This is a genomic window from Streptomyces sp. JNUCC 63, from assembly GCF_054366325.1.
In genome coordinates, this window is sequence record NZ_CM135963.1 from 1462829 (window position 1) to 1486910 (window position 24082).

Sequence of the window (24082 nt, forward strand, 5' to 3'; positions counted from 1 at the left end):
GGTGTCCCGGGTGCGGGGACGATCCGCCTGCGCACGGCGGTGCGTGTATCAGCCACGCAGTGAGTCGAGGCGGCGGCGCGCCGGGCCCAGGGCGCGGCCCCGGCGCGGCACGCCGGCCCACGGGTCGGTGCGGGCCTGGTCCACCGCGTCGGCGATCGTCCAGCGGCGGGACCCGAGATCCGGGTCGTCGAGCTGGTCCCAGGCGATCGGGACGGCGACGGGTGCGCCGGGCCGGGCCCGTACGGTGAAGGGGGCGACCGCGGTCTGGGCGTAGCCGTTGCGCTGTACGTCCAGGTAGAGGCGGTCGCCGCGGTCCTTCTTGCGGGCGGCGGTGGTGAGCCGGTCGGGGTGGCCGGCGGCCAGCAGTTCCGCGACGTCCCGGGCGAAGTCGCGCACCTCGTCGAAGCCGTGGCGCCCGTCGAGGGGGACGATCACGTGCAGTCCGCGCGAGCCCGTCGTCATCGGCGCCGACGGCAGCTTCAGCTCCTCGAGCAGCTCCCGCAGCAGCAGGGCCGCCTCGCGCACGGACGCGAAGTCGTCGCCGGCCGGATCGAGGTCGAAGACCATGCGGTCCGGCCGCTCGATGTGTCCGGTGCGGGACAGCCAGCGGTGCAGGGTCAGACAGGCCTGGTCGGCGAGGTACACGAGCGTCGCCGTGTCGTCGCAGACGGTGTGCGTGACCGTGCCGCCCTCCTTGGCGACCTCGGCCCGGGTGATCCAGTCCGGGTAGTTCTCCGGGGTGTTCTTCTGCATGAACGCCGGGCCGTCCAGGCCGTCCGGGTGCCGCTCCAGCATCAGCGGGCGGTCGCGCAGGTGCGGGAGCATGAAGGGCGCCACGGACCGGTAGTAGTCGACGAGGTCGCCCTTCGTGTACTCCTTGGCGGCGCCCTCGCCCTCGCCGTCGCCGCCCGGGAACAGGACCTTGTCCGGCCGGTTCACCTCCACCGTGCGCCGGCCGGCCCGTACCGTGCGCGCACCGTCGCTCACGGCACCACCGCCTTCTCCACCAGCAGCCGGGCGGAGGCCGCGATCGACTCCGCGTCGATGCCCGCTGCGTGCAGCTGCTCGGCGGGCGAGGCCGAGCCCGGCATCGTACGGACGGCGAGCCGGACCAGGCGCGGCACCGGGCGCCCGTCGGTGAAGGCGTCGAGCACCGCGTCGCCGAGGCCGCCCTCCTCACGGTGGTCCTCGACGGTGAGCAGGCAGCCGGTCTCCTCGGCGGCCCGGCGCAGGGTGTCCTGGTCGACGGGCTTGACCGAGTACAGGTCGATCACCCGGACCGGGATGCCGTCCTCGCCGAGGGCGTCTGCGGCGGCGAGCGCCTCGTGCAGGGTCACGCCCGCGGCGACGATCGTCAGCCGGTCCCCCTCGGAGGAGCGCAGCACCTTGCTGCCGCCGACGGGGAACTCCTCCTCGGGGCCGTAGATCACCCGGCTCTCCCCGCGCGAGGTGCGCAGGTAGCGGATGCCGTCCAGGTCGGCCATTTCCGCGACGAGCCTGGCGGTCTGGTTGGCGTCGCACGGGTAGAGCACGGTCGAGCCGTGGACGGCCCGCAGCATCGACAGGTCCTCCAGACCCATCTGGCTGGGCCCGTCCTGCCCGATCGACACGCCCGCGTGGGAGCCGTTGAGGTTGATGCCGGAGCCGCTGATGGAGGCCATCCGGACGAAGTCGTACGCGCGCGTGAGGAAGGCCGCGAAGGTGGAGGCGTACGGCACCCAGCCGCGCCGGGCCATGCCCACCGCCGCGGCGACCATCTGCTGTTCGGCGATGTAGCACTCGAAGTAGCGGTCGGGGTGTTCCTTGGCGAAGAACTCCGAGCGGGTGGAGTCGCCGACCTCGCCGTCCAGGGCCACGACGTCGCCGCGCGCGGTGCCGAGCGCGGCCAGGGCCTGGCCGTAGGCGTCGCGGGTGGCGACCTGTTCGCCCTTGTCCCAGCGGGGCAGTTCGAGGCTGCCGTTCCCCACGGCGTGCAGGGAGCGGGTGGAGTCCGGCGCGTGCACGTGGACGCGGATGTCGCGGACGCCGCCGAGTTCCTCGATCGCCTCGTCGGGGTCCTTCACCGGCTTGCCGTGCAGGCCCTCGCGGTCCTCGGTGGCCTTGACGCCCTTGCCCTTGAGAGTGCGGGCGACGATCGCGGTGGGCTGGCCCTTCGTGGAGACCGCCTCGCCCAAGGCGCGGTCGACGGCGTCCACGTCGTGGCCGTCGATCTCGACGGTGTGCCAGTCGAAGGCGCGGAAGCGGCGGGCGTAGGCGTCCAGGTCGTGGCCGTGGCGGGTGGGTCCGCGCTGGCCGAGCCGGTTGACGTCGAGGATCACGGTCAGGTTGTCCAGGTGCTCGTACCCGGCGTGCTCGGCGGCCTCCCAGATCGAGCCCTCGGCCAGCTCGCTGTCCCCGCACAGCACCCACACGCGGTAGTCGGCGTGGTCCAGGCGCTTGCCGGCCAGCGCGATCCCGACGCCGATGGGCAGACCCTGGCCGAGGGAGCCGGTCGCCGTCTCCACCCACGGCAGCCGCTGCGGCGTGGGGTGCCCCTCCAGGCGGCTGCCCAGCTTGCGGAAGGTAAGCAGTTCGGCGTCGTCGATGGCGCCGGCCGCCTTGTAGGCGGAGTACAGCAGCGGGGAGGCGTGTCCCTTGGACAGGACGAAGCGGTCGTTGCCGGGGTGCTCGGGGTCCTCGAAGTCGTAGCGGAGGTGGTTCGCCAGCAGGACGGCCATCAGGTCGGCGGCGGACATGGAGGACGTCGGGTGCCCGGAGCCCGCCTCGGCGGCGGCCCGCACGCTGTCGACGCGCAACTGCTGCCCGAGTTCGACGAGTTCGTCGGTGTTCATGAGTCTCCTCGGTCTCCTTCCGCGGATGTGTCGTCACGCTTGACCGGCCCGGGGGAGGGGTGGGCGCCACGGCGCCCGGCGGCCGGCTTCTTCTTCCTGTTCCTGGCGGGCCCGGGCCGGTTCCTGGCCGGTTCACCGCCGGGCTGGTTCTTCGCGGGCTCGTCGCCGGGCCGGTTCCTCGCGGGCTCGGGACCCGGCCGGTGCGGCGCGGGCTCCGCGCCCGCCATCTGGGCCTTCTCGGTGTTGTCGATGATCTCGGTGATGTTCTCGCCGGCCTCCTCCTGCCCCTCCGGCCTTCCCGGTACGCGCGCCAGCTCCGGGGAGGCCGTGTCCAGCGGCACCGACCAGGACCGTACGAGCCCCAACTGGACGGACTGGCGCGGCAGTACGGCGTCCAGGAGCCAGTCGGCGGCCACCCGGACGCGGTTGCCCGGCATCGCCGCGAGGTGGTAGCCGCGGGTGACCGCGCCGGCCACCGGGCCGGACAGCGGGATGCCGAACGGGTCGGCGGCGGCCTGCGTGCCGCCGAGATCGACCACGAAGCCCAGGTCGCGGTGGCGGTAGGGGCGGCGCTCGCCGACACCGCACGAGGCGGCGACGTTGAGGGCCGCCACCTTGCCCTGCCGCCAGGCGTGCTGGGCGGTCATCGGCGTGAGCCTGCCGGGGTTGTCCAGGTCGGGCACGGCGGCCGCGTCGCCGCACGCGAAGACCTCGGGCCGCCCCGGCACCTGCAGGAAGGGGTCGACGACGAGCCGTCCGCGCTCCAGCGGCTGTCCCGTGCTCTCGACGAGGGGGTCGGGCCGTACGCCCACACACCACACCAGCGAGCGGGTGCGGACGAACTCGCCGTCCGTCAGCAGCACACCGTCGTGCGTGGCCTCCTTCACGGACGTGCCCATCCGCACCTCGACGCCGCGCTGCCGCAGCACACGGTCGGCGGTGTCCGACAGCCGCTCGTCCATCTCCGGCAGCACGCGCGGCGCGATGTCCAGCAGCATCCAGCGGGGCCGCATCCCCTCCCGCAGCGGGTGCTTGCGCACCAGCGAGTCGGTGAACATCTTGCCGTGCGCGGCGACCTCGGTGCCGGTGTAGCCGGCGCCCACGACGACGAACGTACAGCGGGCCGAGCAGGTCCCGGGATCGTCGGTGGCCGCGGCGAGTTCGATCTGGCGGATCACGTGGTCCCGCAGGTACAGCGCCTCGGGCAGCCCCCGGAAGCCGTGCGCGTGCTCGGCGATGCCGGGGATCGGCAGCAGTTTGTTGACGCTGCCGACGGCCAGCACCAGCCGGTCGTACTCCAGCGTGCCCTTCCCGCCCTCGGGGTCGGTGTAGCGCACGGTGCGGGCGTCCATGTCGATGCCGTCGGCCTCGCCGAGGACCAGCCGTACGCGGCGCAGCGTGCCGGACAGGGAGACGGCGACCCGGCGCGGATCCAGGATGCCGACGGCGACCTGGGGCAGCAGGGGCAGGTACAGGAAGTAGTCGGTCGGGTTGAGCAGGGTGATGTCGGCCTTGCCCCGGGACATCCTGGACAGGGTCCGGGCCGTGCGGTAGCCGGCGAAGCCGGCACCGACGATCACGATGCGGGGTCGACTCACGGTTCGCCTCCGGCGCTGTCGCGGACCAGGTACGGAACTTTCCGCGTCCCCCTGGCCGGGGCACCCAAACGTGCGCCACCGGTGAGCAGGGCGCCGCGGCCGGGGTCGCCGCCGTTTCCGCCACGGCGCCCGGGTAACTCGGCACGGCGACCCCACCCGCCCATGCCGCGGAGGTATCCCCCATGCCCGAATACGGCTATCACCTGTCGTGCGAGCAGTACGGCCCGGCCGACCTCGTCGAGCAGGCGAGGATGGCCGAGCAGGCCGGCTTCCAAGCGCTGTGGATCTCGGACCACTACCACCCCTGGAACGAGGCACAGGGCCAGAGCCCGTTCGTGTGGTCGGTGATCGGCGCGCTGTCCGAGGCGGTGTCCCTGCCCATCGAGACGGCCGTGACCTGTCCGACCATACGGATGCACCCCGCGGTGGTGGCGCAGGCGGCCGCGACCAGTGCGGTGATGACCGAGGGCCGGTTCCGGCTCGGCCTAGGCACCGGCGAGGCCCTCAACGAGCACATCCTCGGTGACCGGTGGCCGCCGTCGCACGTGCGGCTGGAGATGCTGGAGGAGGCGGTGCAGGTGATGCGCCGGCTGCTGGCCGGCGAGCAGGTCGACCACCGCGGCACGCACTACACCGTCGAGAACGCCCGCCTCTACACCGTCCCCGAGGAACCCGTCCCGATCGACATCTCCGGCTTCGGCCCGAAGTCGATCGCGCTCGCGGCCCGCGTGGCCGACGGCTACATCACGATGATGCCGGAGGAGGAGATGGTCACCCAGTACCGCAAGGGCGGCGGAGGCGCGAAGCTCGTCAGCGGCGGTACGAAGGTGTGCTTCGGCGCCGACCGTGACGAGTGCGTCCGTACCGTGCTCGAGCTGTGGTACAACGAGCAACTGCCCGGCGAGATGGGCCAGGTGCTGCCCACGCCCCGGCACTTCGAGCAGCTCAAGCCGTTGGTCACCGAGGACATGGTCCGGGAGAACGTGGTGTGCGGCGACGACGTGGACCAGCACGTGTCCGCGCTGAAGGAGTTCGCCGACGCGGGCTTCGACCGGGTCTACGTCAACCAGATCGGCCACGATCAGCGCGGATTCTTCGACTTCTACCGCTCGAAGGTGCTGCCGCAGCTGCCGCAGTGAGACACGGACGGGCGCCCGCCGGACGGGGACCGGCGGGCGCCCGATTCTGATTGACGGCTCGTCAGGCCCTCGGGTCGGTGTCCTCACCGCGCTCCGGCCGGTAGGCGCCGGCCGTCGGCGGGGCGGGCGGCACCGGCGGCACGGGCGGGTACGGCGCGCCCGCCACTCCGCCGGCCGGTGCGGCGCCCCCGTGGTGCCCGGCGTGTTCGGCGGCCGGCTCCGCGGCGCGCTCCGGTGCGGGCCGGGACGCCGAGGGCCGGGCGGCCTCACGCAGCGCGTAGGCCGCCACGCCCAGGATCGCCGCGGTGATCAGTGCGGCGGCCCAGCCGGGCAGGCCGATCGCGAGGGCCAGCCCCACGGCGAGCGCGAGGGCCGCGCCCGCGTACAGGGCGACGGCGCCGGACGCGGCGTACAGCATGGCCGTGCGGCGCTGCCTGCGGGTCTGCTCGCGCAGCTCGTCGCGCACCGTTTCGCGCGCCACCTGCGCCAGCTCGTCGACCAGTTGCTTGTCCAGGTGCTCCAGGTGATCCAAGCGCTCCATGTACTGCGGGTACCCGCGCGAGCGACCGGGTAACGCCACCCGTTCCGCGGCCAACTACCCCCGTCCGCATGGAGATTCTGGGAGCCAGCCTGCGCGTCTGCGTCGACGATCTGGACACCGCGGTGCCGTTCCACGAACGTCTCGCGGGCGGCAGGGCCCTCCGGTTCGAACGCGGCGGCGTCCACGTGGCGGCGGTCGGCTGCTTCCTGCTGATGAGCGGCCCCGAGTCCCAGCTGGAGCTGCTGCGCAAGGTGGCGGCGACCATCGCCGTGTCGGACGTCGACGAGGCCCACCGGGTGCTGACCGAGCTCGGCGCGCACATCGTCGCCGGTCCGGTCCCCACCCCGGCGGGCCGCAATCTGATCGCCATGCACCCGGACGGGACGGTGTACGAGTACGTGCACCGCCGCGACTGAGCCGCGCGGGCGGGCGGCCGGCCGGTAGGCGCTCGGCGCCCCGGCAGACCTGGGCAGCCGCAGCCGTCCGGCGCCGCGGATCTCGCGGCGCCGCCCGTCGGCCGGTCCGAGGCGGTGAGAACCGCGCCCCCTGCTGTCGGTGACGCCGAGCACGCGCGCGCTGCGCCGCCCGGCGAGCGAGCCGGCCGGTCAGGCGGACGGTGGGCGCATCCGGAAGTCGAGGCGTCCGGGCAGCTCCCCGCCGCCGGCCTGTTCCCACACCCGGCCGATCCGCTCGTCCCCCTCCCTCAGGTCGGCGACCTCGAACCCCTCCCCGAAGACGGCCCGCGCCTCCTCCCGCCGCCCCTCGGCGAGCAGCAACTCGGCTTCGAGCAGCCGGAACCGGCCGCGTGCCCGGGTCTCCGGGCGCACCCGTTCCCACACGGCGCGCGCCTGGGCCGGGCGTCCCGCGCGCAGCAGCGCCTCGATCGCCTCGCGGCCGAGCGCGGTGGTGGCGGCCGTCCACTGCTCGTCCTCGTCGCTGGGGGTGCCTCCCACGCCGTTCAGGCAGTGGGAAAGCTCCCGGCACAGGCCGTCGAAGGCCTCGGCGTACCGGTCGGCGGCCCGCTCGTGGTGCCCGTCCTCCTGGTCGGCCACGGCGAGGCAGCGCAGCAACGGCCAGACGGAGAATGCCTGTTCGAGTGCCCGCTCCCAGCTGCGCACCGCCTGTGCCCGGTCGCCCGCGTGCCACTGGGCCACACCCAGGTGGTACTCGGTGAGCGGGGTGGCGGGCGCCGTCTCCAGCATGTCCCGCCAGTGCGGGGCGACGAGCGTGTCCCCGGGCGGCCCGGCCCGGCGCGGCTCGGGGAGGGAGCCGGAGCGCAGCAGTTCCCGCCAGGGCTCCTGGTCCTCGCCGAGGGTGGACTCGGGGAACGGCGTGCCCGGCAGCTTCAGGCCCGCGCACAGCACTTCGAGCGCGCCCCAGCCGGATCCGGCGCTCAGGATCTCGCCGGGTTCGGTGTCGGCGTGCGGCTTCCACAGCGCGTAGGCGGCCTCCACGTCGGCGCGCGGCAGGGCGGCCTCGAGCCGGTCCTCGGTCCGCCGTACGACGGTGTCCCACGCGCCGTCCGGCGGCGGCGCGTCCAGCGGCCCGTAGGTCTCCAGCCAGGCCACCTCGCTGCCCGCCTCCAGCCGTACGTGCTCCAGCTGGGTGCGGGCGAGCCCCGCCTGGATCTCGCAGTAGCCGCCGGTGCCGGGCTCGGTGAGCCACTGCTGCCAGCGCCGTCCGCCGGGTCCGGCACCCCAGACGAACAGCTTGCGGCCGCGCAGGACGTCGGTGGAGGTCTGCACGAGCCCGTGGCCGTGCTCGTCGAGCGCGGCGATCCAGCGGCGCCGTCCCTCGGGCACCTCGTAGAAGTAGTCGGCGGGGTAGGTGCTGTTCAGCGGGTACGTGCGGTCGACGCCGTCGTACGAGGGGACGGGCACCCGGCGCAGCCGGCGCTCGTAGCCGAAGTTCCAGGCCTCCTCGGCGGGGGCGAGCACCCGGCGCTCCTCGGGGACGGCGGTGTTCGACCACCAGTAGGCCGGCACCGGCCGCTCGTGCGGGTTGCGGACGCGGACGCCGACGTGCAGGAAGTCGGAGCCCTCCGGCAGCCACAGGTCGACCTGGAAGGGCAGGTCCCGCAACCGCTCCCACTCCCACAGGCGCAGCATCTCCCCGCCGTCCGGTGCGGGCACGCGGGCGGCGTGCAGGGGCGCGCAGGACAGGGCCGTGTGGCCGGTGGCGCCGATGTTCCACTCGATGCCGCCGGAGTACCAGGCGCCGTTGAGGGCGAAGTTGGCGGGCTGGAACACCGGGTTGCGGTAGAGCAGTTCGCGTCCGGTGGGCTTGTGGACGAGGGAGGCGATCCGGCCGCCGAGGCCGGGCAGCACGGTGGCGCGCAGTCGGTCGTTCTCGATGACGAGGGCGTCGACGGGCCGGGGCCCGCGCTGTCTGCCGTAGCCGTCGCGCACCCGCACCGGCAGCAGGCTGCGCAGCGGCGCGTACCCCACCTGCCGGGCCATGTCGCGCGGCAGGTTCTCCTTGTCGCGCTCCTCGACGCGGTGCGTCTCGTCCAGCGGCCGCAGCGCGGGCAACGGGTTGTCCGGCCCCAACGGGGCGGCGTTCAGCGTCAGTACCTCACGTCGGATCGTCGTCACGACGACCATGGAACCCGCTCACCGCCGAGCCGGCCAGGGTCGGGACGGGTCAGGTTTCCGCAAAGGAGCCAGACGGAATTCCGTGGGCGATGCGTGGCGAGCGCCGCAACTCAGCGTCTCCTCAGCGAAGGGCCGGCTCGTCGAGTGTCAACGTGCCCGCGTCGGCGTCGAGTTCGGCTGTGACACCGAAGGGGATCGTCAACGCCCCGTCGCAGTGGCCGAAGCCGAAGTCCTGGGCGACGGGCACCCCGAGCGCGCCGAGTCGGTCGGTGAGCAGGGCCCGGACGCGGTCGGGGGTGTCGCAGCCCTCCCATGAGCCGAGGAGCACCCCGCGGACCCCGTCGAGCCAGCCGGCGCGCAGGAGCTGGGTGAGGTAGCGGTCCAGGCGGTACGTCTCCTCGCCCACGTCCTCCAGGCAGAGCAGGCCGCCGGCCGCGGAGGGCCGTGCGTGCGGGGTGCCGAGGTCGGAGGCGAGCAGGGCCAGGCAGCCGCCGAGTGTGACGCCCCGGGCCCGTCCGGGGACGAGGGCCGTGCCGCCGGAGGCGATCGTGCGGACCGTCTCGGGGGCGAAGAGGGTGGCCCTGAGGTGGTCCTGCGCGCGGGCGTTCTTGACGAAGTCGACGCCGGCGGCCATCGGCCCGTGCAGCGTGACCAGGCCCAGGCGGGTGGCGAAGGCCTCGTGCAGCGCGGTGATGTCGCTGAAGCCGGCGAACACCTTCGGTCCGGCCGCCCGCATGGCCTCCCAGTCGAGCAGGTCGGCCATGCGCTGCGCGCCGTACCCGCCCCGGGCGCACAGCACGGCGTCCACCGAGGGGTCGCACCAGGCGCCCTGCAGGTCGGCGGCGCGGTCGGCGTCCGCGCCCGCCAGGTAGTCGAACGTGCCGTGCCGGTCCAGCACGTGCGGCGCGACCACCGGGTCCAGGTCCCAGCCGCGCAGCAGGTCGAGCCCGGTCTGGAGCCGCTCCTCGGGCACGGGCCCGCTGGGCGCGACGACGGCCACACGGGCGCCGGGGGCGAGCCGCGCGGGACGGCGGAGTTCCTTCACGTGCCGAGCTCCAGGGTCGGGATGCCTGCCGGGTCCAGGCCGAACACCTGAGCGTACAGCGACAGCTCCGCCTCCAGGGCCCTGACCATGGTGTCGGCCCGGCGGAACCCGTGGCCCTCGCCCTCGAACGCGAGGTACGCGTGCGGCACCCCCCGGCCCGCCAGCCGGGCCAGGAACCGCTCGCACTGCGCCGGCGGGCAGATCACGTCGTCCAGGCCCTGCAGCAGCAGGAACGGGGCCGTGAGGCGGTCGGCGTGCTCGATCGGGGAGCGCTCGGCGTACCGGCCGGGCACCTCGGCGAGCGGCCCGACCAGGGACTCCAGGTACCGCGACTCGAAGTCGTGGGTCTCCCCCGTGCCCCAGCCGGTCAGGTCCAGGATCGGGTAGAGGATCGTGCCGCAGGCGTACACGTCGGTCGTGGTCAGGGACGCCGCCGCGGTCCAGCCGCCCGCGCTGCCGCCCCGGATCGCGAGCCGCGCGCGGTCGGCGGTGCCCTCCTCGGCGAGGGCGAGCGCGACGGCCGCGCAGTCCTCGACGTCGACCACGCCCCACTGCTCGCGCAGCCGGTCGCGGTACTCCCTGCCGTAGCCGGTGGAGCCGCCGTAGTTCACCTCGGCGACGCCGATGCCCCGCGAGGTGAAGTAGGCGATCTCCAGGTCGAGCACGAGGGGCGCCCTGCTGGTGGGTCCGCCGTGCGCCCACACGACGTACGGCGGCAGCTCGGCGCCGGGCGCCACGCACCCGGGGTTGTGCGGCGGGTAGACGTGGGCGTGGACCTCGCGGCCGTCCGGTCCCGTGAAGGTGCGGATCTGCGGCTCGGGGTAGTGGGCGGGGTCCACCGGGTCGTCGTGGGCGGCGCCGATCACCCGGGCCCGGCCGGTCCTGGTGTCCAGCTCGACGACCTCGTAGGCGCTGCGCGGGCTGGCGGCGACCGTCACCACCCTCCCCCACCCCCCGGGCGGGGGGACCCCCGTCTCGCTTCGCCCGCCGTGCGCCGTGAGCGTGGCGTCGAACTCGGTCCAGGGTCCGGCCGCGTCGACGATCTCGCCGGTCTCCGGGTCGAGTATGCCGAGGGCGGTGGCGCCCCGGCCGTGCACGACCGCGATCAGCCCGTTGTCCAGCGGCGCGAACCAGCGCTGGCCCAGCTTCCACAGCGGCCCGCCGAACTCCTCCTCGCGGGGGCACAGAGGCTCGCCGTCGCGGTAGAGGTTCCACCAGCCGCTGCGGTCGCTCACGTACAGCAGCGAGCCGTCGGCGGCCCAGTCCACCTGGACGATCGATTCGTCGGGGCCGCCCGCCACGGTTCGGGGCGCGCCGAGGGAGCCGTCCTCGCCCACCTCGGCCACCTTCAGTTCCGTACCGTCCCACGGCATCCGCGGGTGGTCCCAGGCCAGCCAGGCCGCGCGCCGCCCGTCGGGCGAGAGCCGGGGGCCGGTGACGAACCGGTGCCGGTCGTCGGTGAGTTCCCGTACGGCGGCCCGGTCGTCGGCCGCCGAGCCGTCCAGCGGTACGGCGGCCGGGACGCGCCGTACGTCGGTGGGCCCGTCCCCGGTGAACTCCTCCAGCACGCACCACACTTCGCCGTACTCCGGGCGCACCTGCGGCTCCGCCCAGCGCAGTCCGCCGCCCACCGCCGAGACGGGGGTGAGGGGACGCGGCTCGCCGCCGGGTTCGTAGCGGTAGAGCCGCTGGTCGGCGAAGTTCACGAACACCACCAGTGGTACGCCGCCCTGGACCGTCCCGGCCCAGGGCCGGCCGCCGTACTCGATGACACGGCTGCGCACGTTCCACGGCGCGGGCAGGACGGACTCCTCCCTCCCGCCCGCCCGTCGCCCACCACCACCCTTCCAAGGAGGCGCTTCGCGCCCCACCTCCTCGATACGGCGCCGCACCAGCGCCCGCCGGCCGCCCTCGGCGGGCCGCGGTTCGGTCCACCACACCTCGTCGCCGACGAAGCCCGCGTACTCCGGTCTGCCGTCGTGCGCGGCGGCGAGGGCCGCGTCGATGGGCGAGGGCCAGGAACCGTACGGCAGGGTCTGCACGTTTTCCCCCATGGTTCAGGCCGTCCGCAGGAAGCGGTCGAGGACGCGGACGCCGAAGTGCAGCGCCTCCACGGGGACGCGCTCGTCGACGCCGTGGAACAGGTGGTGGTAGTCGAAGCCCTCGGGCAGCTTCAACGGCGAGAAGCCGTACCCGGTGATGCCCAGCCGCGAGAACTGCTTGGCGTCGGTGCCGCCCGCCATGCAGTACGGCACGACGTGCCCCTCGGGCGCGAACGCCTCGACGGCGGCCCGCATCGCCGCGAAGGCGGGCGAGTCGACCGGCGCCTGGAGCGCCACCTCGTGGTGCTCGAACTCCCAGTCCACGTCCGGGCCGGTCAGCTCGTCGAGGGTGGCGCGGAACTCCTCCTCGCCGCCGGGCAGATACCGCCCGTCGACGTGGGCGACGGCCTCCCCCGGAATCACGTTGATCTTGTAACCCGCCTCGAACATGGTGGGGTTGGCGCTGTTGCGCAGCGTCGCCTCCACCAGGCGGGCCGCCGGGCCGAGTTTGTCCAGCAGCGCGTCGACGTCCCGCGGGTCCGTCTCGATGCCGTACAGCGCGGCGAGTTCGGTGAGTGCCGCGCGCACGGTCGGGGTGAGCCGTACCGGCCACTCGTGGGCACCGATCCGGGCGACGGCGGTGGCGAGCCGGGTCACCGCGTTCTCCCGGTTGACCCGGGAGCCGTGGCCCGCCCGCCCGCGCGCGGACAGCCGCAGCCAGGCGGTGCCGCGCTCGCCGGCCGCGATGGGGTAGATCTGCCGGCCGGCGCCGTCGTGGAAGGTGAACGCCCCGGATTCGCTGACGCCCTCGGTGCAGCCCTCGAACAGTTCGGCGTGCCGGTCGGCGAGGAAGCCGGCACCGTCCTCGGCGCTGGCCTCCTCGTCCGCGGTGAACGCGATCACCACGTCCCGCCGCGGCCGCAGGCCCTGCCGGGCCCAGGCGCGGACCACGGCGAGGATCATCGCGTCCATGTTCTTCATGTCGACCGCGCCCCGGCCCCACACGACCCCGTCGCGCACCTCGCCGGAGAACGGGTGCACGCTCCAGTCCTCGGCCCGTGCCGGCACCACGTCCAGGTGACCGTGGACGAGCAGCGCGTCCGCCGACGGGTCGGTGCCCTCCACCCGGGCGACGACGTTGGTCCGGCCCGGGGTGCGCTCCAGCAGTACCGGCTCCAGACCCGCCGCGGCCAGCCGCTCGGCGGCGTACTCGGCGGCCGGGCGCTCCCGGCAGTCCCCGCCGCCCCGGTTGGTGGTGTCGATGCGGATCAGGTCGGACGTGAAGTCGACGACCTCGTCCAGTGCCTGCGCGTCAGCCATACTCCTCCTCCACCGCGGCCGAGGCGATCGTGGTGACCGCCTTGAAGGTGCGGATCGACTCGTACATGGTGGCGCTGGTGTACGCCACCTTGCGCTCCCCGATCCGGCTCACTCCGGGCACGACGGTGGCGGCCATGGCGAGGTGCTCGGCGTCGAACTCCACGGCGACGGTGAACGGGCCGGCGCCGCGGGGTTCGTGACGGACCGCCAGGGCGGCCGCCTCCTTGGCGGCGGCCCGGATGTCGGCGGCGGTGCGGGCGGGCGTCCGGCACACGGCCGCGTACCGGGACACATGGTCCTTGACGGCCACCTTCAGTGCCTCGGGCGCGTAGCCGAGCGCGTCCTCGCAGGCCACGTCGTCACCGGTGACCAGCACCACCGGCACCCCGTACTCGGCGACCACGTGCGCGTTGAGCAGCCCCTCGCTCGCCCGTACGTCGTTGAGCCACACCCCGGTGATCTGGTTGGCGAGGTAGGTGTGGGCGAGGACGCCCTCCATGCCGGCGCCCGCGTGGTAGCCGACGAAGGCGATCCCGTCCACGTCGCCGTGCTGCACGCCCTCCACCATGGACAGCGACTTGTGCCGCCCGGTGAGCATCCGCGCCCGCTCGTCCAGCCGCTCCAGCAGCAGATTGCGCATGCTCCAGTGCGCCTCGTTGACGAGGACCTCGTCGGCGCCCCCGTCGAAGAAACCCAGCACGGCCGCGTTCACGTCCGAGGTGAACATCACCCGGCATCGCTCCCACTGCGGCGTTCCCGGCAGCACGTCGGCAGGCCAGGTGACACCGGTGGCGCCCTCCATGTCGGCGCTGATGAGGATCTTCATGCCGTGCCACGTTACGCGCTGCGGAGGCGACCGGCTACGCCCCGTACGGAGCCGGTGGCGCTCCGGCTCCGTACGGGGCGGGTTTCAGCGTTCCAGGAAGTCGAAGAGGGCTTCCCAGCGCCGGGTGATGACGTCCGGGTCGAAGCGGTGGACGCTGCGCTGGGCCTGGTCGCCCATCGTGTCGCGCAGGTGCTCGTCGGACATCAGGCGGACGAGGTGGCGGGCGAGTTCGGAGGTGTTGCCGGGGCGGGCGAGCAGGCCGTCCTCGTCGTGGGTGACGATCTCGCGGACGCCGGGCGCGCAGTCGAACGCCACGCAGGGCACGCCGGTCGCCATGGCCTCCAGCAGGACCAGCGGGAAGCCCTCGCCGCGGGAGGACTGGACGAAGACGGAGGAGGCGCGCAGCGCTCCGGGCACGTCGTCGGTCTGTCCGGCGAAGTCGACGGAGTCCTCCAGGCCGAGTTCCGCGCACTGCTTTCTGAGCTGTGCCTCGGCCTCTCCCCTGCCGTAGATGCGCAGGGTCCAGCCGGGCTGCTTCGGCACGGCCTCGGCCCAGGCGTCCAGGAGCAGGTCGACGCCCTTCTCGTGGGAGAGCCGGCCGATGCTCGCGACGACCTTCCCGGTGCGCGGTGACGGGGTGCCGGGCACGAAGGGCAGCGGGTTGGGCATGAAGCCGACGTTGTTCATGCCCTCGACCACCCAGTGGTCGGCGTCCTCCTGGGTGAGGGCCAGCACACGGTCGACGTCCCCGTAGTACTTCTTCACGCGCTCGAAGCGGGACGACTTGCGGGCCGTCTGGAAGGACTCGTGGGTCATGCCGATGACGGCGTGTCCGGCGGTGTCCGCGAGGGCCACCCACTCCATCGCCCACACCTGGGTGACGACGATCATCGCGCCGGGCCGGGCGGCCTGGAACAGCGTCGAGAGCCGGCTCGCGGCGGTCCGCACGTGCGTCTCGTGGCGACGCACGGCAGGGTCGGCGGGGCCGAGCAGGCGGCGCGGCCTGGGGCGGCCGGGCGGACGGCGGGCGTACAGCGTCACGGTGCGGAACGGCGGCCGGTCGCCGAGGTCCATCGGGTGGTTGGCCGGGGCGATGCCGACGACGGTGACCCGGTGGCCGCGCTCGGCCAGCAGCCCGGCCATCTGGGTCTGCCAGCGGCCCACACCGCCGAGTTCGTTGACCTCGTTGCCCACGAAGAAGATGTCGCGCTGGGTCATCGGGCCTCTCCCGCGGTGCCGAAGAAACGGTCCACGATCTGCGCCGCGGCGTCCCCGCGGTCGTACTCGCCGTACTTGTCCACGAACTCCTTCAGCCGCGCCTCGTACGTCGTCCGTACGGTGTTCAGGTCGCCGATCGCCGCGAACAGTTCCTCCTCGGTGCGCGGGACGGGGCCCGGGGCCTCGGTGAGGAGGTCGAAGTAGGTGCCGCGGGTGTCCTTGGCGTACTCCTCCCAGTCGTGGGCGTAGAACACGATGGGGCGCTGGAGCAGGGCGTAGTCGAACATCACCGAGGAGTAGTCGGTGATCAGGCCGTCGGCGAGCAGCATCAGCGGGGTGATGTCGGGTTCGGCGCTGACGTTGATCACGCGTCCCGCCACCGACGGGGGCAGGGTGAGCCGGTTCAGGTAGTGCGCCCGGACGAGCAGGGTGTGGTCGTCGCCGAAGCGGGCGGCGAAGTCGTCGAGGTCGAAGGGGAACTCGAAGTCCCGTACGCGGCCGTCGGGGTGGGCGCGGAACGTGGGCGCGTACAGCAGCACGCGCCGGCCGGGGTCGATGCCGAGCCGCTCGGCCACCCGCTGTGCCTCGGGGGGCAGCGGCGCGCCCTCCCGGACCCGTACCAGGGCGTCGTTGCGCGGGTAGCCGGTGCGCAGCAGCTTCTCCTCGGGGATGCGGTACGCGCGCGCGAGGGTGCGTACGTCGTGCTCGCCGCGGACCACGAAGTGGTCGAAGCGGTCCAGGGCCTGCTGGTAGGAGCGCTGCTCCTGCTCGGGCAGCATCCGGTAGGCGGGCTCGTCGAAGCCCATCCGCTTCAGCGCCGAGCCGTGCCAGGTCTGGATGTACGTCGTCTCGGGGCGCTTGGCCAGCCGGAGCGGATAGCCCTGGTTGTCGATCCAGAACTCGGCCTGGGCGAGCGCCCTGAGGTAGCGCCAGGACCAGCGGCGCACCAGCTCCACGTCCTGGGGGAAGCCTTGGGGGCGCGCACCGGCGTACGACCAGATCGGGGTGATCGGCGCCTTGCGGCGGCGCAGTTCCTCGAAGATGGCCCGCGGGCTGTCGCTGTACTGCTTGCCGAGGTGGCTCTCGAAGACGACCGTGCCCTTGCGGACGGGCAGTTTGCGCAGCACGCGGTCGTAGACCTGAAGCTTGCGGGTGCCAGAGTTCAGGTCCCGGCGCACGGCCCGGAGCGTGCGGTAGGCGCCCTTGGCGGCCCGCGCGGGACCGCTGTGCAGGTGGCGCTCCACGGCGGCGCGGCCGGTGCGGGCGGCCTGGCCGTGCTGGGTGAGCCGGAAGGCCAGGTGGCCCTTGGCGGACACCTGGGCCTCGATCCGGTCGGCCATGAGCCGCGTCAGGCGCGGCCGTACGGGCACGGACTCGGCGTGTTCCAGGTCGACGGTGCCGACGGTGAGCCGGCTGGTGGTGCGCTTGCCGTCCGCGGTGAGGTGCAGCCGGACGTCCCAGACGTCGTCGACGATGCCGAGTGGTCTCAGCCGCCGGGCCAGCGGGACCTCGGCCCGCCATGCGATCGTGTCGCCCTGGTGGCGCGGGGTGGGCACCGGGAAGCGGAAGGTCTGCAGGCTGCGGCGGCGGGCGCGGAACTCCAGCTCGGCGCTGAGTTCCGCGCCCGGGGCGATGGTGTGCAGCGGGTTGACGACCTCGCCGGCGAGCACCACGTCGCCGCCGTGCGCCGTGTACTCGGTGAGCCGGTTGCGCAGGGCCATCTGGTTCAGCGGCCGGGCGTGGTAGCCGAGGGTGGTGACGTCCAGGACGGCGCGCATCTCGGGGTCGTCGAGGTAGCGGTCGGTCCAGTAGACCCGGCCGCCCCGCTCGGCCAGCGGCGCGGAGATCTTGAACCGGTTGATGAGCGTGTCGATGGCCGGCATCAGGTCGGTCCAGTCCTCGCGCAGCAGCAGCTGGGCGCAGATGGCGTGGACGCGGTCGAGCTCGGCGTAGGCCGCCTCGGGGAAGCCCTGGATGTAGCCGCGGGCCAGTTCGGCGAAGCGGTGGCGGTAGTCGTCGTCGAGGAAGGGCAGTTCCCGCAGGTACAGCACGAGGTCGTGCTTGAGGAACTTGATGTCCTTGCACAGCTTCAGCCGGTCCTGGCCCTGGCGGTCCAGGATGGCGTCGATACGGCGGTGGATCTCGACCCGGTCGGCGAAGTTGCTGATCTCGCCGCGCCGGTTGCTGATCGACTTGACAGCGGTCTTCTGGACGACGTTCCAGTAATAGACCGTGTTGGGGATCAGTGTGATCCGCCGGGCGGCCAGGTAGGCCTGCGCGGAGAAGAGCAGGTCCTCGTAGTGGATGCCGCGGGGGAAGGCGAGCTCGTTGTCGAGCAGGAACTCGCGCCGGTAGCACTTGTTGGTCGACAGGGTGTCGAAGACCAGCAGGTCCGGCAGCTCGGCGACGGAGTCCAGCGTGCGGGTGCCGCGGTACAGCCAGGGGTACCAGGGGGTGCGCTTGTCGTGCCGGCTGTCGGCGTGAACCCGGACACACAGGCCGGAGACGAGGTCGGCACCGGTGCGGTCGGCGGCCTCGATCATGTTGCGGCACGCGTTGCGTTCCAGGGTGTCGTCGCTGTCCAGGAACATCACGTACCGGCCGCGGGCCACCTTGACGCCCTGGTTGCGGGGCTCTCCGCAGCCGCCGCTGTTCTCAGGGAGCCGGATGGCCCGGACCTTGCCGGGGTGGGCCGCGGCGAGCTTCTGCGCGACCTCGTAGGAGCCGTCCCTCGAGCAGTCGTCGGCGATGATCACCTCGACATTACGGAGTGTTTGCTCGAGGACGGAACCAACGGCCACCGGAAGCCGCTCTTCGTCGTTGTAGACGATGACGACAACACTGACGTCCGGTTCGGGCGCGACGCTCACACGGCCACCTCTCGTCTCTGTATGGGGGGTGCGGTGGGGTGAACTCAACCCTACATCTTGTAGGGATCACTAAAGCCCCCACCCCCCTCCAAACTACGTCAATGCGACAATACGCCGTCCCACTGACACGCAGTGCGACCGGGAGGCGGGGCCGCTCACCGGGTGCGCCCGGCCACGAGCCACTTCGACGGCAGCACGATCCGGGTGCCGTCGTGGGTGAACCCGGTGGGAGTGAGAGGTATTTCACCCGCCGCGAGGACGGTGCGGCCGGCCGCGCGTAGATGCTCCGGCACCGCTTCGTCGGCGGCCTCGCCGAGCGCGATGCCGTGCAGGAAGACCGGCGCGAGTTCGGGCGGCGGCCCGGCGGGGCTCCGCGCCGGCCCGCCCAGGATCGGCCGGGCGGCCTCGGACGGCTCGACGAGGAAGGCCCGGCCGCGCTCGCCGACGAGGACGGCGAGCCTGTCGACGAGGCCCTGCCGGTCGTCCGGCTCGCACTGGTGCAGCACGCCCCGCATGCACACGTGGGCGTCGCCGAACTCGGCGTGCAGCGTCTCCGCCTCACTCTTGTCGGCGGTGTCCGGCACCCGGTGCGCGGCCTGCCCGGCGGGGTCGCCGTGCCGGGCGTGCTCGATGGCCGCCGCGGCGATGTCGGCGCCCACGACGTGCGGGAAGCGCCCGGCCGGAAAACGCGTCCGGGTACCGGTCGAAACCGGGAGGACCGCCCTTGCCCGCGCGGGCACGCGCGAGTGCGGGTACGGACGAGGCCCGGAGGCGAGGGCCCGGGAACGCGCGGACGGTGGGAACTCGTCGTGTTGCGGGGCCCACCCGGTGTGGTGTGGCCGCGCCGGGTGGGCACCGACCGGAACGGGCACCGCCGCGCGGTGGGCGGGCCGTCTCGTCGCTCACGCGGCGGAGCGGGCGCTGTTGCCGCTACCGCCGCCGTCCGCTCGGCCCGCTGTCGCCCATCGCGTCAACGGCGGGGCAACGCCAGTTCGAACCACACCGTTTTGCCGGTGCTCGCACGGCTCGTGCCCCACGCGCGGGCAAGGGTGCTGACCACGCGCAGGCCGCGGCCGGACTCGTCGGTGGGGCCGGCGCTCAGCAGGGTGGGCAGGTCGTGGTCGTCGTCCTCCACCTCGCACAGCAGGGTGTCGCCGCGCACGAGGCACAGTTCGACCGGCCGGCCGTGGGAATGCCGTACCGCGTTGGTGACGAGCTCGCTGACCATCAGTTCGGCAGGGTCGGCGAGCCGGGCCAGGCCCCACTCGTGGAGCTGCTCGCGGACCACGGCGCGGGCCCGGCCCACCTCGGCCGGGTCGCGGGTCAGACGCCACTCGGCGACGTCCTCGGGCTCGATGCCGTTGAGACGCGCCATCAGCAGGGCCACATCGTCCTTGCGGCCCCCGCGCGTGTTCAGCGCGCGGATGATCGTGTCACAGGCGTCGTCCATGGACGCGGCCGGATGGGCGGCGGACTCGCACAGCGTGGCCAGCCCGACGCCGATGTCCTCACCGCGCACCTCGACCAGCCCGTCGGTGCACATCACCAGCCGGTCACCGGTCGCCACGCGCACGCGTACCGCTTCGAAGGGCACCCCGCCGACGCCGATGGGCGCGCCCGTGGGCAGGTCCAGCAGCTCGCTGCGGCCGTCGGCGCGCACCAGGACCGGCGGGATGTGGCCCGCGTTGGCGAGGTGCAGCTCGCTCGCGATGGGGTCGTACACGGCGTACAGGCAGGTCGCGAGGTAGGTGTCGCCGAGCCGCTGGGCGAGGTCGTCGAGGTTGCGCAGCAGCTGGGCGGGCGGCAGGTCGAGCGCGGCCATGGTCTGTACGGCGGTGCGCAACTGACCCATCATCGCCGCCGAGTTCAGGCCGTGGCCCATCACGTCGCCGACGACCAGGGCGGTACGGGCCCCGGGCAGCTTGACCGAGTCGAACCAGTCGCCGCCGACCCGTCCGAGCAGCGTGCCCGGCAGGTACCGGGTGGCGATGTCGCAGCCCGCCATCCGCGCCGGGATGTGCGGCAGCATGCTGTCCTGGAGGGTCTCGGCGACGGCCTCCTGGTAGGTGTACATGCGCGCGTTGTCGAGCACGAGGCCGGCACGGGCGGCGAGTTCGGCGCCCGTGACCCGGTCCATGTCGTTGAACTCGGGCCGCTCGGGATGGCGCATCAGGGCCATGAAGCCGAGGACGACGTTGCGCGCCTTCAACGGTGCGACCAGCATGGAGCGGTTGGTGATCATCGGCCGGAGGTCACGCTTTTCGAACTGCGAGGCGATGGCATGGCCCATCTCCTCGCTGATCCGCGGCACGAGCACCGGCTCGCCGGAGGTCATGCACTGGAAGAACGGCGTGTCCGCCGGGAACGGCATGGCCTCGCCGACCGGTACGACGTCGTCCCAGCGGCCGGGTTCGTCGGTGTGCTCCAGAGCCACCCGGTGCCACATGGTGGTCGTGTCGGGCACGCCCTCGGGGAACCCCTCGCCGGCGACGACCTGTTCGCGCAGGTAGGTGCAGGCCACGTCGGTGAAGCGCGGCACGACGGCCTTGCTGACCTCGACGATGGTCCGCGCGAGGTCGAGCGAGGTGCCGATCCGGCCGCTGACCTCGTTGAGGAACTCCAGGCGCTCGCGGACGGCGGCGTACTCCAGGTCCTCGCCCTCGTCGTGGGCGAGTTCGTCCGGCGCGGGCAGGCCCTGGGCGGCGGCCCGCGCGGTCCGCTCGCGACGCGCCTTGCGCTCGGCGCGCCGCGGCACGCCCCAGTCAGGGGTGACCGGCACCCGGTCGTTCTGGCTGAACTCCAGGACCGGATAGCCCAGTTCGAGAACCTGCGCGACGATCCGGGCACTCTCGCCGACACTCATGCTGGGCAGGATCTCGGGCAGCCGGCGCGCCAGCTCGTCGGCGCCGGCGAAGTCGGTGTGCAGGGCGAAGGCGGGCGCGATCCGCTCGGACGCGCCCCCGCCCTCGTGCCCGGGATCCCGGCGCAGCCCGTCCGCGTCGGCGGCGAGCACCAGCAACCGCTCCCGCCCCGGCCCCACGAGCGGATACGCCCACCACAGGACGTCCACCCGGTCCCGTTCGGGCGCGGCGAGCCGTGCGCGCCCGGCGGCCGGGTAGGACAGCCGCCCGTCGAGGGACGATTCCAGTCCGGGTCCGAGCCCGTCGTAGCCGGCGTACGACCGGTAGGGGGCGTCGTCGGCCTCGTCGGGCAGGGCGCCGGAGACGGGCAGCAGATCGACGGCCGGCCGTCCGATCGCCTCCTCCTTGGCGGTGCCGAACATCCGCCGCGCGCCCCTGCTCCAGTGCGACACCAGGCCGTCGTCGTCGACCACGACCACGGCCAGCGGGACACGGCCGGCCGCGGCATCCGCCGCCGGGCCGCTCCCGGCTCCGCGGCCGGGAGGTACGTCCCCTTCGGTGCCACGGTCCATGGTCCAGGCCCCTCTCCCCACGGCTCCGCAAGATCTGTTCCCCCGGGCACCACGGTACGGCGACGGCCCGTCACGATGTGCGGCAATACTGGAATTGATTTGAGCGGGAGCGCACCGGCGCGCGGGCGTGCGCCCCCTGACCGCGACTCAGTCCTCGTGCCCGAGCTGAAGATCGCGTTCCGTGCGTCCTCCGCCCGCGACCTGCAGCACCGTGGCGACGGGCGGGTAGCCGGCCGCGATCACGGTGTACTCGCCAGAGGACAGATCGACGAACCGGAACGTTCCGTCGGCTCCGGTGGTGAGCGTGTCCACGACGTTGCCCGCGGCGTCGAGGAGCGTCACGCGCGCGTCCTCGACGGGCCGCCCACCCCCGGCCCGCACCGTCCCGCGCAGCACGGCGCCGCCCGCGAGTTCGACGTCCTGGCGGGTCTCCCGCGAGGCCTGCACGGTGACGGGCAGCGCGGCCGGGCGGAAGGCGGGCGCGCTCGCGGCGAGGGTGTACTCGCCGGCGACCAGCTCGCTGATGACGTAGCCGCCCTCCCGCCCGCTGCGGGTGCTGGCGACGACCTCGCCGTGCACATTGGTCAGCGTGACGGTGGCGTCCCGCACGGGGCTGCCGTCGGCGGTGCACACGGTGCCCGCGAGCCGTCCGGCACCGCCGAGGACGACGTCGAGCTCGACGGGCCGCTCGCCGACGGTCACGGAGACCGCCTGCGGCTGGTGTCCGCCGGCCGCGGCGATCAGGACGTACGACCCGGCGCCCGGCGTGGACAGCGCGTACCGCCCGTCGTCGCCGCTCGCGCCCCGGCCGATCTGCTGTCCGCCGACGTCGATCAGGGTGAGCGCCGCGCGGGGCACGACGGTCCCGTCGGGGTGCTGCACGGTGCCGCAGACGGGCACACCGGCGGCGTGGGGCGAACGGGCCTGCGGCACGGTGGCGGCCGGCGGCGCGGTCTCCGGGTCGGTCACGTGGGTGTTGTGGGACACCAGGGGTTTCTCCTTGAGGAAGAAGGCGATGAGCAGGCCGAGGACGAGCACCGGCACCAGGTAGAGGAAGATCCGCGGCATGGCGTCGGCGTACGCGCGCACGTAGGAGTCGCGCAGGACCGGCGGCAGCGCGTGCACGCCCTGCGGGGTGATCGACTCGGGATCGGGCAGGGCGCCGCCCGCGCGCGCGGGGACGCGGTGGCGCAGGGCGTCGGTGAGCCGGTCGGCGAACAGGGTGCCGAAGACGGCGGCACCGACGCTGCCGCCGATCTGCCGGAAGTAGTTGTTGGCGCTGGTCGCCGTGCCGAGGTCGGCGGGGCGCACGGAGTTCTGCACGGCGAGCACCAGGACCGGCATCACCAGGCCGATGCCCACGCCGAGGACGGCCATCCAGACGCTGTAGTGCAGCCGGGGCGTGTCGACCTCGAGACGGGACAGCAGCCACATGCCGGCGGCGGACAGGGCGCTGCCGAGGACGGGGTAGATCCGGTAACGGCCGGTGTGGCTGATGAGCTGCCCGGAGACGATCGACGCCGCCACGACGCCGCCCATCATGGGCAGCATCAGCAGCCCGGACTCGGTGGCCGAGGCGCCGTCGACCATCTGCAGGAAGGTGGGCAGATAGCCGGCGGCGCCGAACAGCGCGGCGCCGATGACGAGCCCGACCAGTCCGCTGACGTTGAACACGGAGTCCCGGAACAGCCGCAGCGGGATGAGGGGTTCGGCGGCGAAGCGCTCGGCGACGAGGAAGAGGACGCCCGCCGCGGCGGCGCCCGCCCCGAGCCCCAGGATGACGCGCGAGTCCCAGGCGTACTCGGTGCCGCCCCAGCTGGTCAGCAGCACCAGGCAGGTGGAGGCGGCGGCGAGCAGCAGTGTGCCCAGGACGTCGAAGCGGGCCCTGACCCGGGGCTTGGGCAGTTTCAGCACGACGGTGACCACGGCCAGGGTGACCAGGCCGAAGGGCACGTTGATGTAGAAGCACCACCGCCAGGACAGGTGGTCGGTGAAGTAGCCGCCCAGCAGCGGTCCGGCGACGGAGGCGAGGCCGAAGGCGGCGCCGATGAGGCCCATGAACCGGCCGCGCTGCCGGGGCGGCACGATGTCCGCGATGATGGCCTGAACGCCGATCATGAGTCCGCCCGCGCCGACGCCCTGCACGGCGCGGAAGGCGATCAGCTGGTCCATGGTCTGCGCCCGTCCGGCGAGCGCGGAGCCGGCGACGAAGACGACGATGGCGAACTGGAAGACGCCCTTGCGGCCCAGCAGGTCGCCGAGCTTGCCGTAGACGGGCAGTCCGACGGTGGAGGTGAGCAGGTAGGCGGTGATCGCCCAGGACATCCGGTCCAGGCCGTGCAGCTCGCCGACGATCCTGGGGAGCGCGGTGGCGACGATCATCTGCTCCAGGGCGGCGAGCAACAGCGCGAGCATCAGCCCGACGAAGACCAGCCGCACCCGGCGTGGGCCGAGGTGAGGAAGGGCGGGGACGGCGGGCGCGGCGGGGATCCTCGGGGGCGCCGCCGCGACCGGCTGGTCCTGCACCAGGGTGATCCCGCCCACGTACCGCTCCCCTCGTCGTACCTGCCGCGCGATTCCCGCACAATCCCTGCGTAAATCGACAACATCGACAACTACGAGCAA

At 73.3% G+C, this 24082-nt stretch carries 15 protein-coding genes and 1 pseudogene; 2 read left to right on the top strand and 14 right to left on the bottom strand.

The genetic code is table 11. From position 1 onward, the window contains the following. Positions 1-48: 48 nt before the first annotated feature. From ligD to ACX25U_RS06645, 3 genes are read right to left on the bottom strand one after another with little or no spacing between them, the layout of a single operon-like run. Positions 49-987, bottom strand: a complete 939-nt coding sequence (gene ligD / locus ACX25U_RS06635; protein WP_454389592.1) for a non-homologous end-joining DNA ligase — start codon at positions 985-987, stop codon at positions 49-51. Further along, positions 984-2831, bottom strand: coding sequence for a transketolase (locus ACX25U_RS06640; protein WP_454389593.1), 1848 nt, complete (start codon positions 2829-2831; stop codon positions 984-986). Before ACX25U_RS06640 ends, ligD begins: the two co-directional genes overlap by 4 nt. Continuing rightward, on the bottom strand, positions 2828-4429 hold the full coding sequence (locus tag ACX25U_RS06645; protein WP_454389594.1) for an FAD-dependent oxidoreductase: 1602 nt from the start codon (positions 4427-4429) through the stop codon (positions 2828-2830). Before ACX25U_RS06645 ends, ACX25U_RS06640 begins: the two co-directional genes overlap by 4 nt. A 182-nt stretch (positions 4430-4611) precedes the next feature. Between ACX25U_RS06645 and ACX25U_RS06650 the strand changes: the two genes are divergently transcribed. After that, positions 4612-5568, top strand: a complete 957-nt coding sequence (locus ACX25U_RS06650) for an LLM class F420-dependent oxidoreductase (protein WP_454389595.1) — start codon at positions 4612-4614, stop codon at positions 5566-5568. 61 nt (positions 5569-5629) lie between these two features. Here ACX25U_RS06650 and ACX25U_RS06655 read toward each other — a convergent pair whose 3' ends face one another. Further along, positions 5630-6109, bottom strand: coding sequence for a phage holin family protein (locus tag ACX25U_RS06655; RefSeq protein WP_454389596.1), 480 nt, complete (start codon positions 6107-6109; stop codon positions 5630-5632). Between the two features lie 68 nt (positions 6110-6177). Between ACX25U_RS06655 and ACX25U_RS06660 the strand changes: the two genes are divergently transcribed. After that, on the top strand, positions 6178-6525 hold the full coding sequence (locus tag ACX25U_RS06660) for a VOC family protein (protein WP_454389597.1): 348 nt from the start codon (positions 6178-6180) through the stop codon (positions 6523-6525). 189 nt (positions 6526-6714) lie between these two features. Here the strand turns inward: ACX25U_RS06660 and ACX25U_RS06665 are convergent, their stop codons facing one another. The 10 genes and pseudogenes from ACX25U_RS06665 to ACX25U_RS06710 all read right to left on the bottom strand — a co-directional run bounded on the left by ACX25U_RS06665 (position 6715) and on the right by ACX25U_RS06710 (position 24001). Beyond that, complete coding sequence (locus ACX25U_RS06665; RefSeq protein WP_454389598.1) at positions 6715-8712, bottom strand: DUF5107 domain-containing protein; 1998 nt, start codon at positions 8710-8712, stop codon at positions 6715-6717. Between the two features lie 112 nt (positions 8713-8824). Next, entirely contained in the window at positions 8825-9748 is a 924-nt protein-coding gene (locus tag ACX25U_RS06670) for a S66 peptidase family protein (protein ID WP_454389599.1), read from the bottom strand. Next, positions 9745-11802 carry an LpqB family beta-propeller domain-containing protein gene (locus tag ACX25U_RS06675; RefSeq protein WP_454389600.1) on the bottom strand — a complete coding sequence of 686 codons (2058 nt, stop codon included), beginning with the start codon at positions 11800-11802 and terminating at the stop codon, positions 9745-9747. The genes ACX25U_RS06670 and ACX25U_RS06675 overlap by 4 nt, the downstream gene beginning before the upstream one ends. A gap of 3 nt (positions 11803-11805) precedes the next feature. Further along, positions 11806-13110, bottom strand: coding sequence for a M20/M25/M40 family metallo-hydrolase (locus tag ACX25U_RS06680; protein WP_454389601.1), 1305 nt, complete (start codon positions 13108-13110; stop codon positions 11806-11808). Next, entirely contained in the window at positions 13103-13936 is an 834-nt protein-coding gene (locus ACX25U_RS06685) for a M55 family metallopeptidase (RefSeq protein ID WP_454389602.1), read from the bottom strand. The genes ACX25U_RS06680 and ACX25U_RS06685 overlap by 8 nt, the downstream gene beginning before the upstream one ends. A gap of 84 nt (positions 13937-14020) precedes the next feature. Then, positions 14021-15154, bottom strand: a complete 1134-nt coding sequence (locus ACX25U_RS06690) for a glycosyltransferase (protein WP_454389603.1) — start codon at positions 15152-15154, stop codon at positions 14021-14023. After that, complete coding sequence (locus ACX25U_RS06695) at positions 15151-18024, bottom strand: bifunctional glycosyltransferase/CDP-glycerol:glycerophosphate glycerophosphotransferase (RefSeq protein ID WP_454389604.1); 2874 nt, start codon at positions 18022-18024, stop codon at positions 15151-15153. Before ACX25U_RS06695 ends, ACX25U_RS06690 begins: the two co-directional genes overlap by 4 nt. A gap of 155 nt (positions 18025-18179) precedes the next feature. Then, positions 18180-18776 (bottom strand): annotated as a pseudogene (locus ACX25U_RS06700) (SAM-dependent methyltransferase); the annotation flags it as partial. 218 nt (positions 18777-18994) lie between these two features. After that, the gene (locus tag ACX25U_RS06705; protein ID WP_454389605.1) at positions 18995-21457 is read right to left on the bottom strand and encodes an ATP-binding SpoIIE family protein phosphatase; all 2463 of its coding nucleotides are present in this window, start codon (positions 21455-21457) and stop codon (positions 18995-18997) included. Positions 21458-21604: 147 nt separating this feature from the next. Next, the gene (locus ACX25U_RS06710) at positions 21605-24001 is read right to left on the bottom strand and encodes an MFS transporter (RefSeq protein ID WP_454389606.1); all 2397 of its coding nucleotides are present in this window, start codon (positions 23999-24001) and stop codon (positions 21605-21607) included. Between the last annotated feature and the right edge of the window lie 81 nt (positions 24002-24082).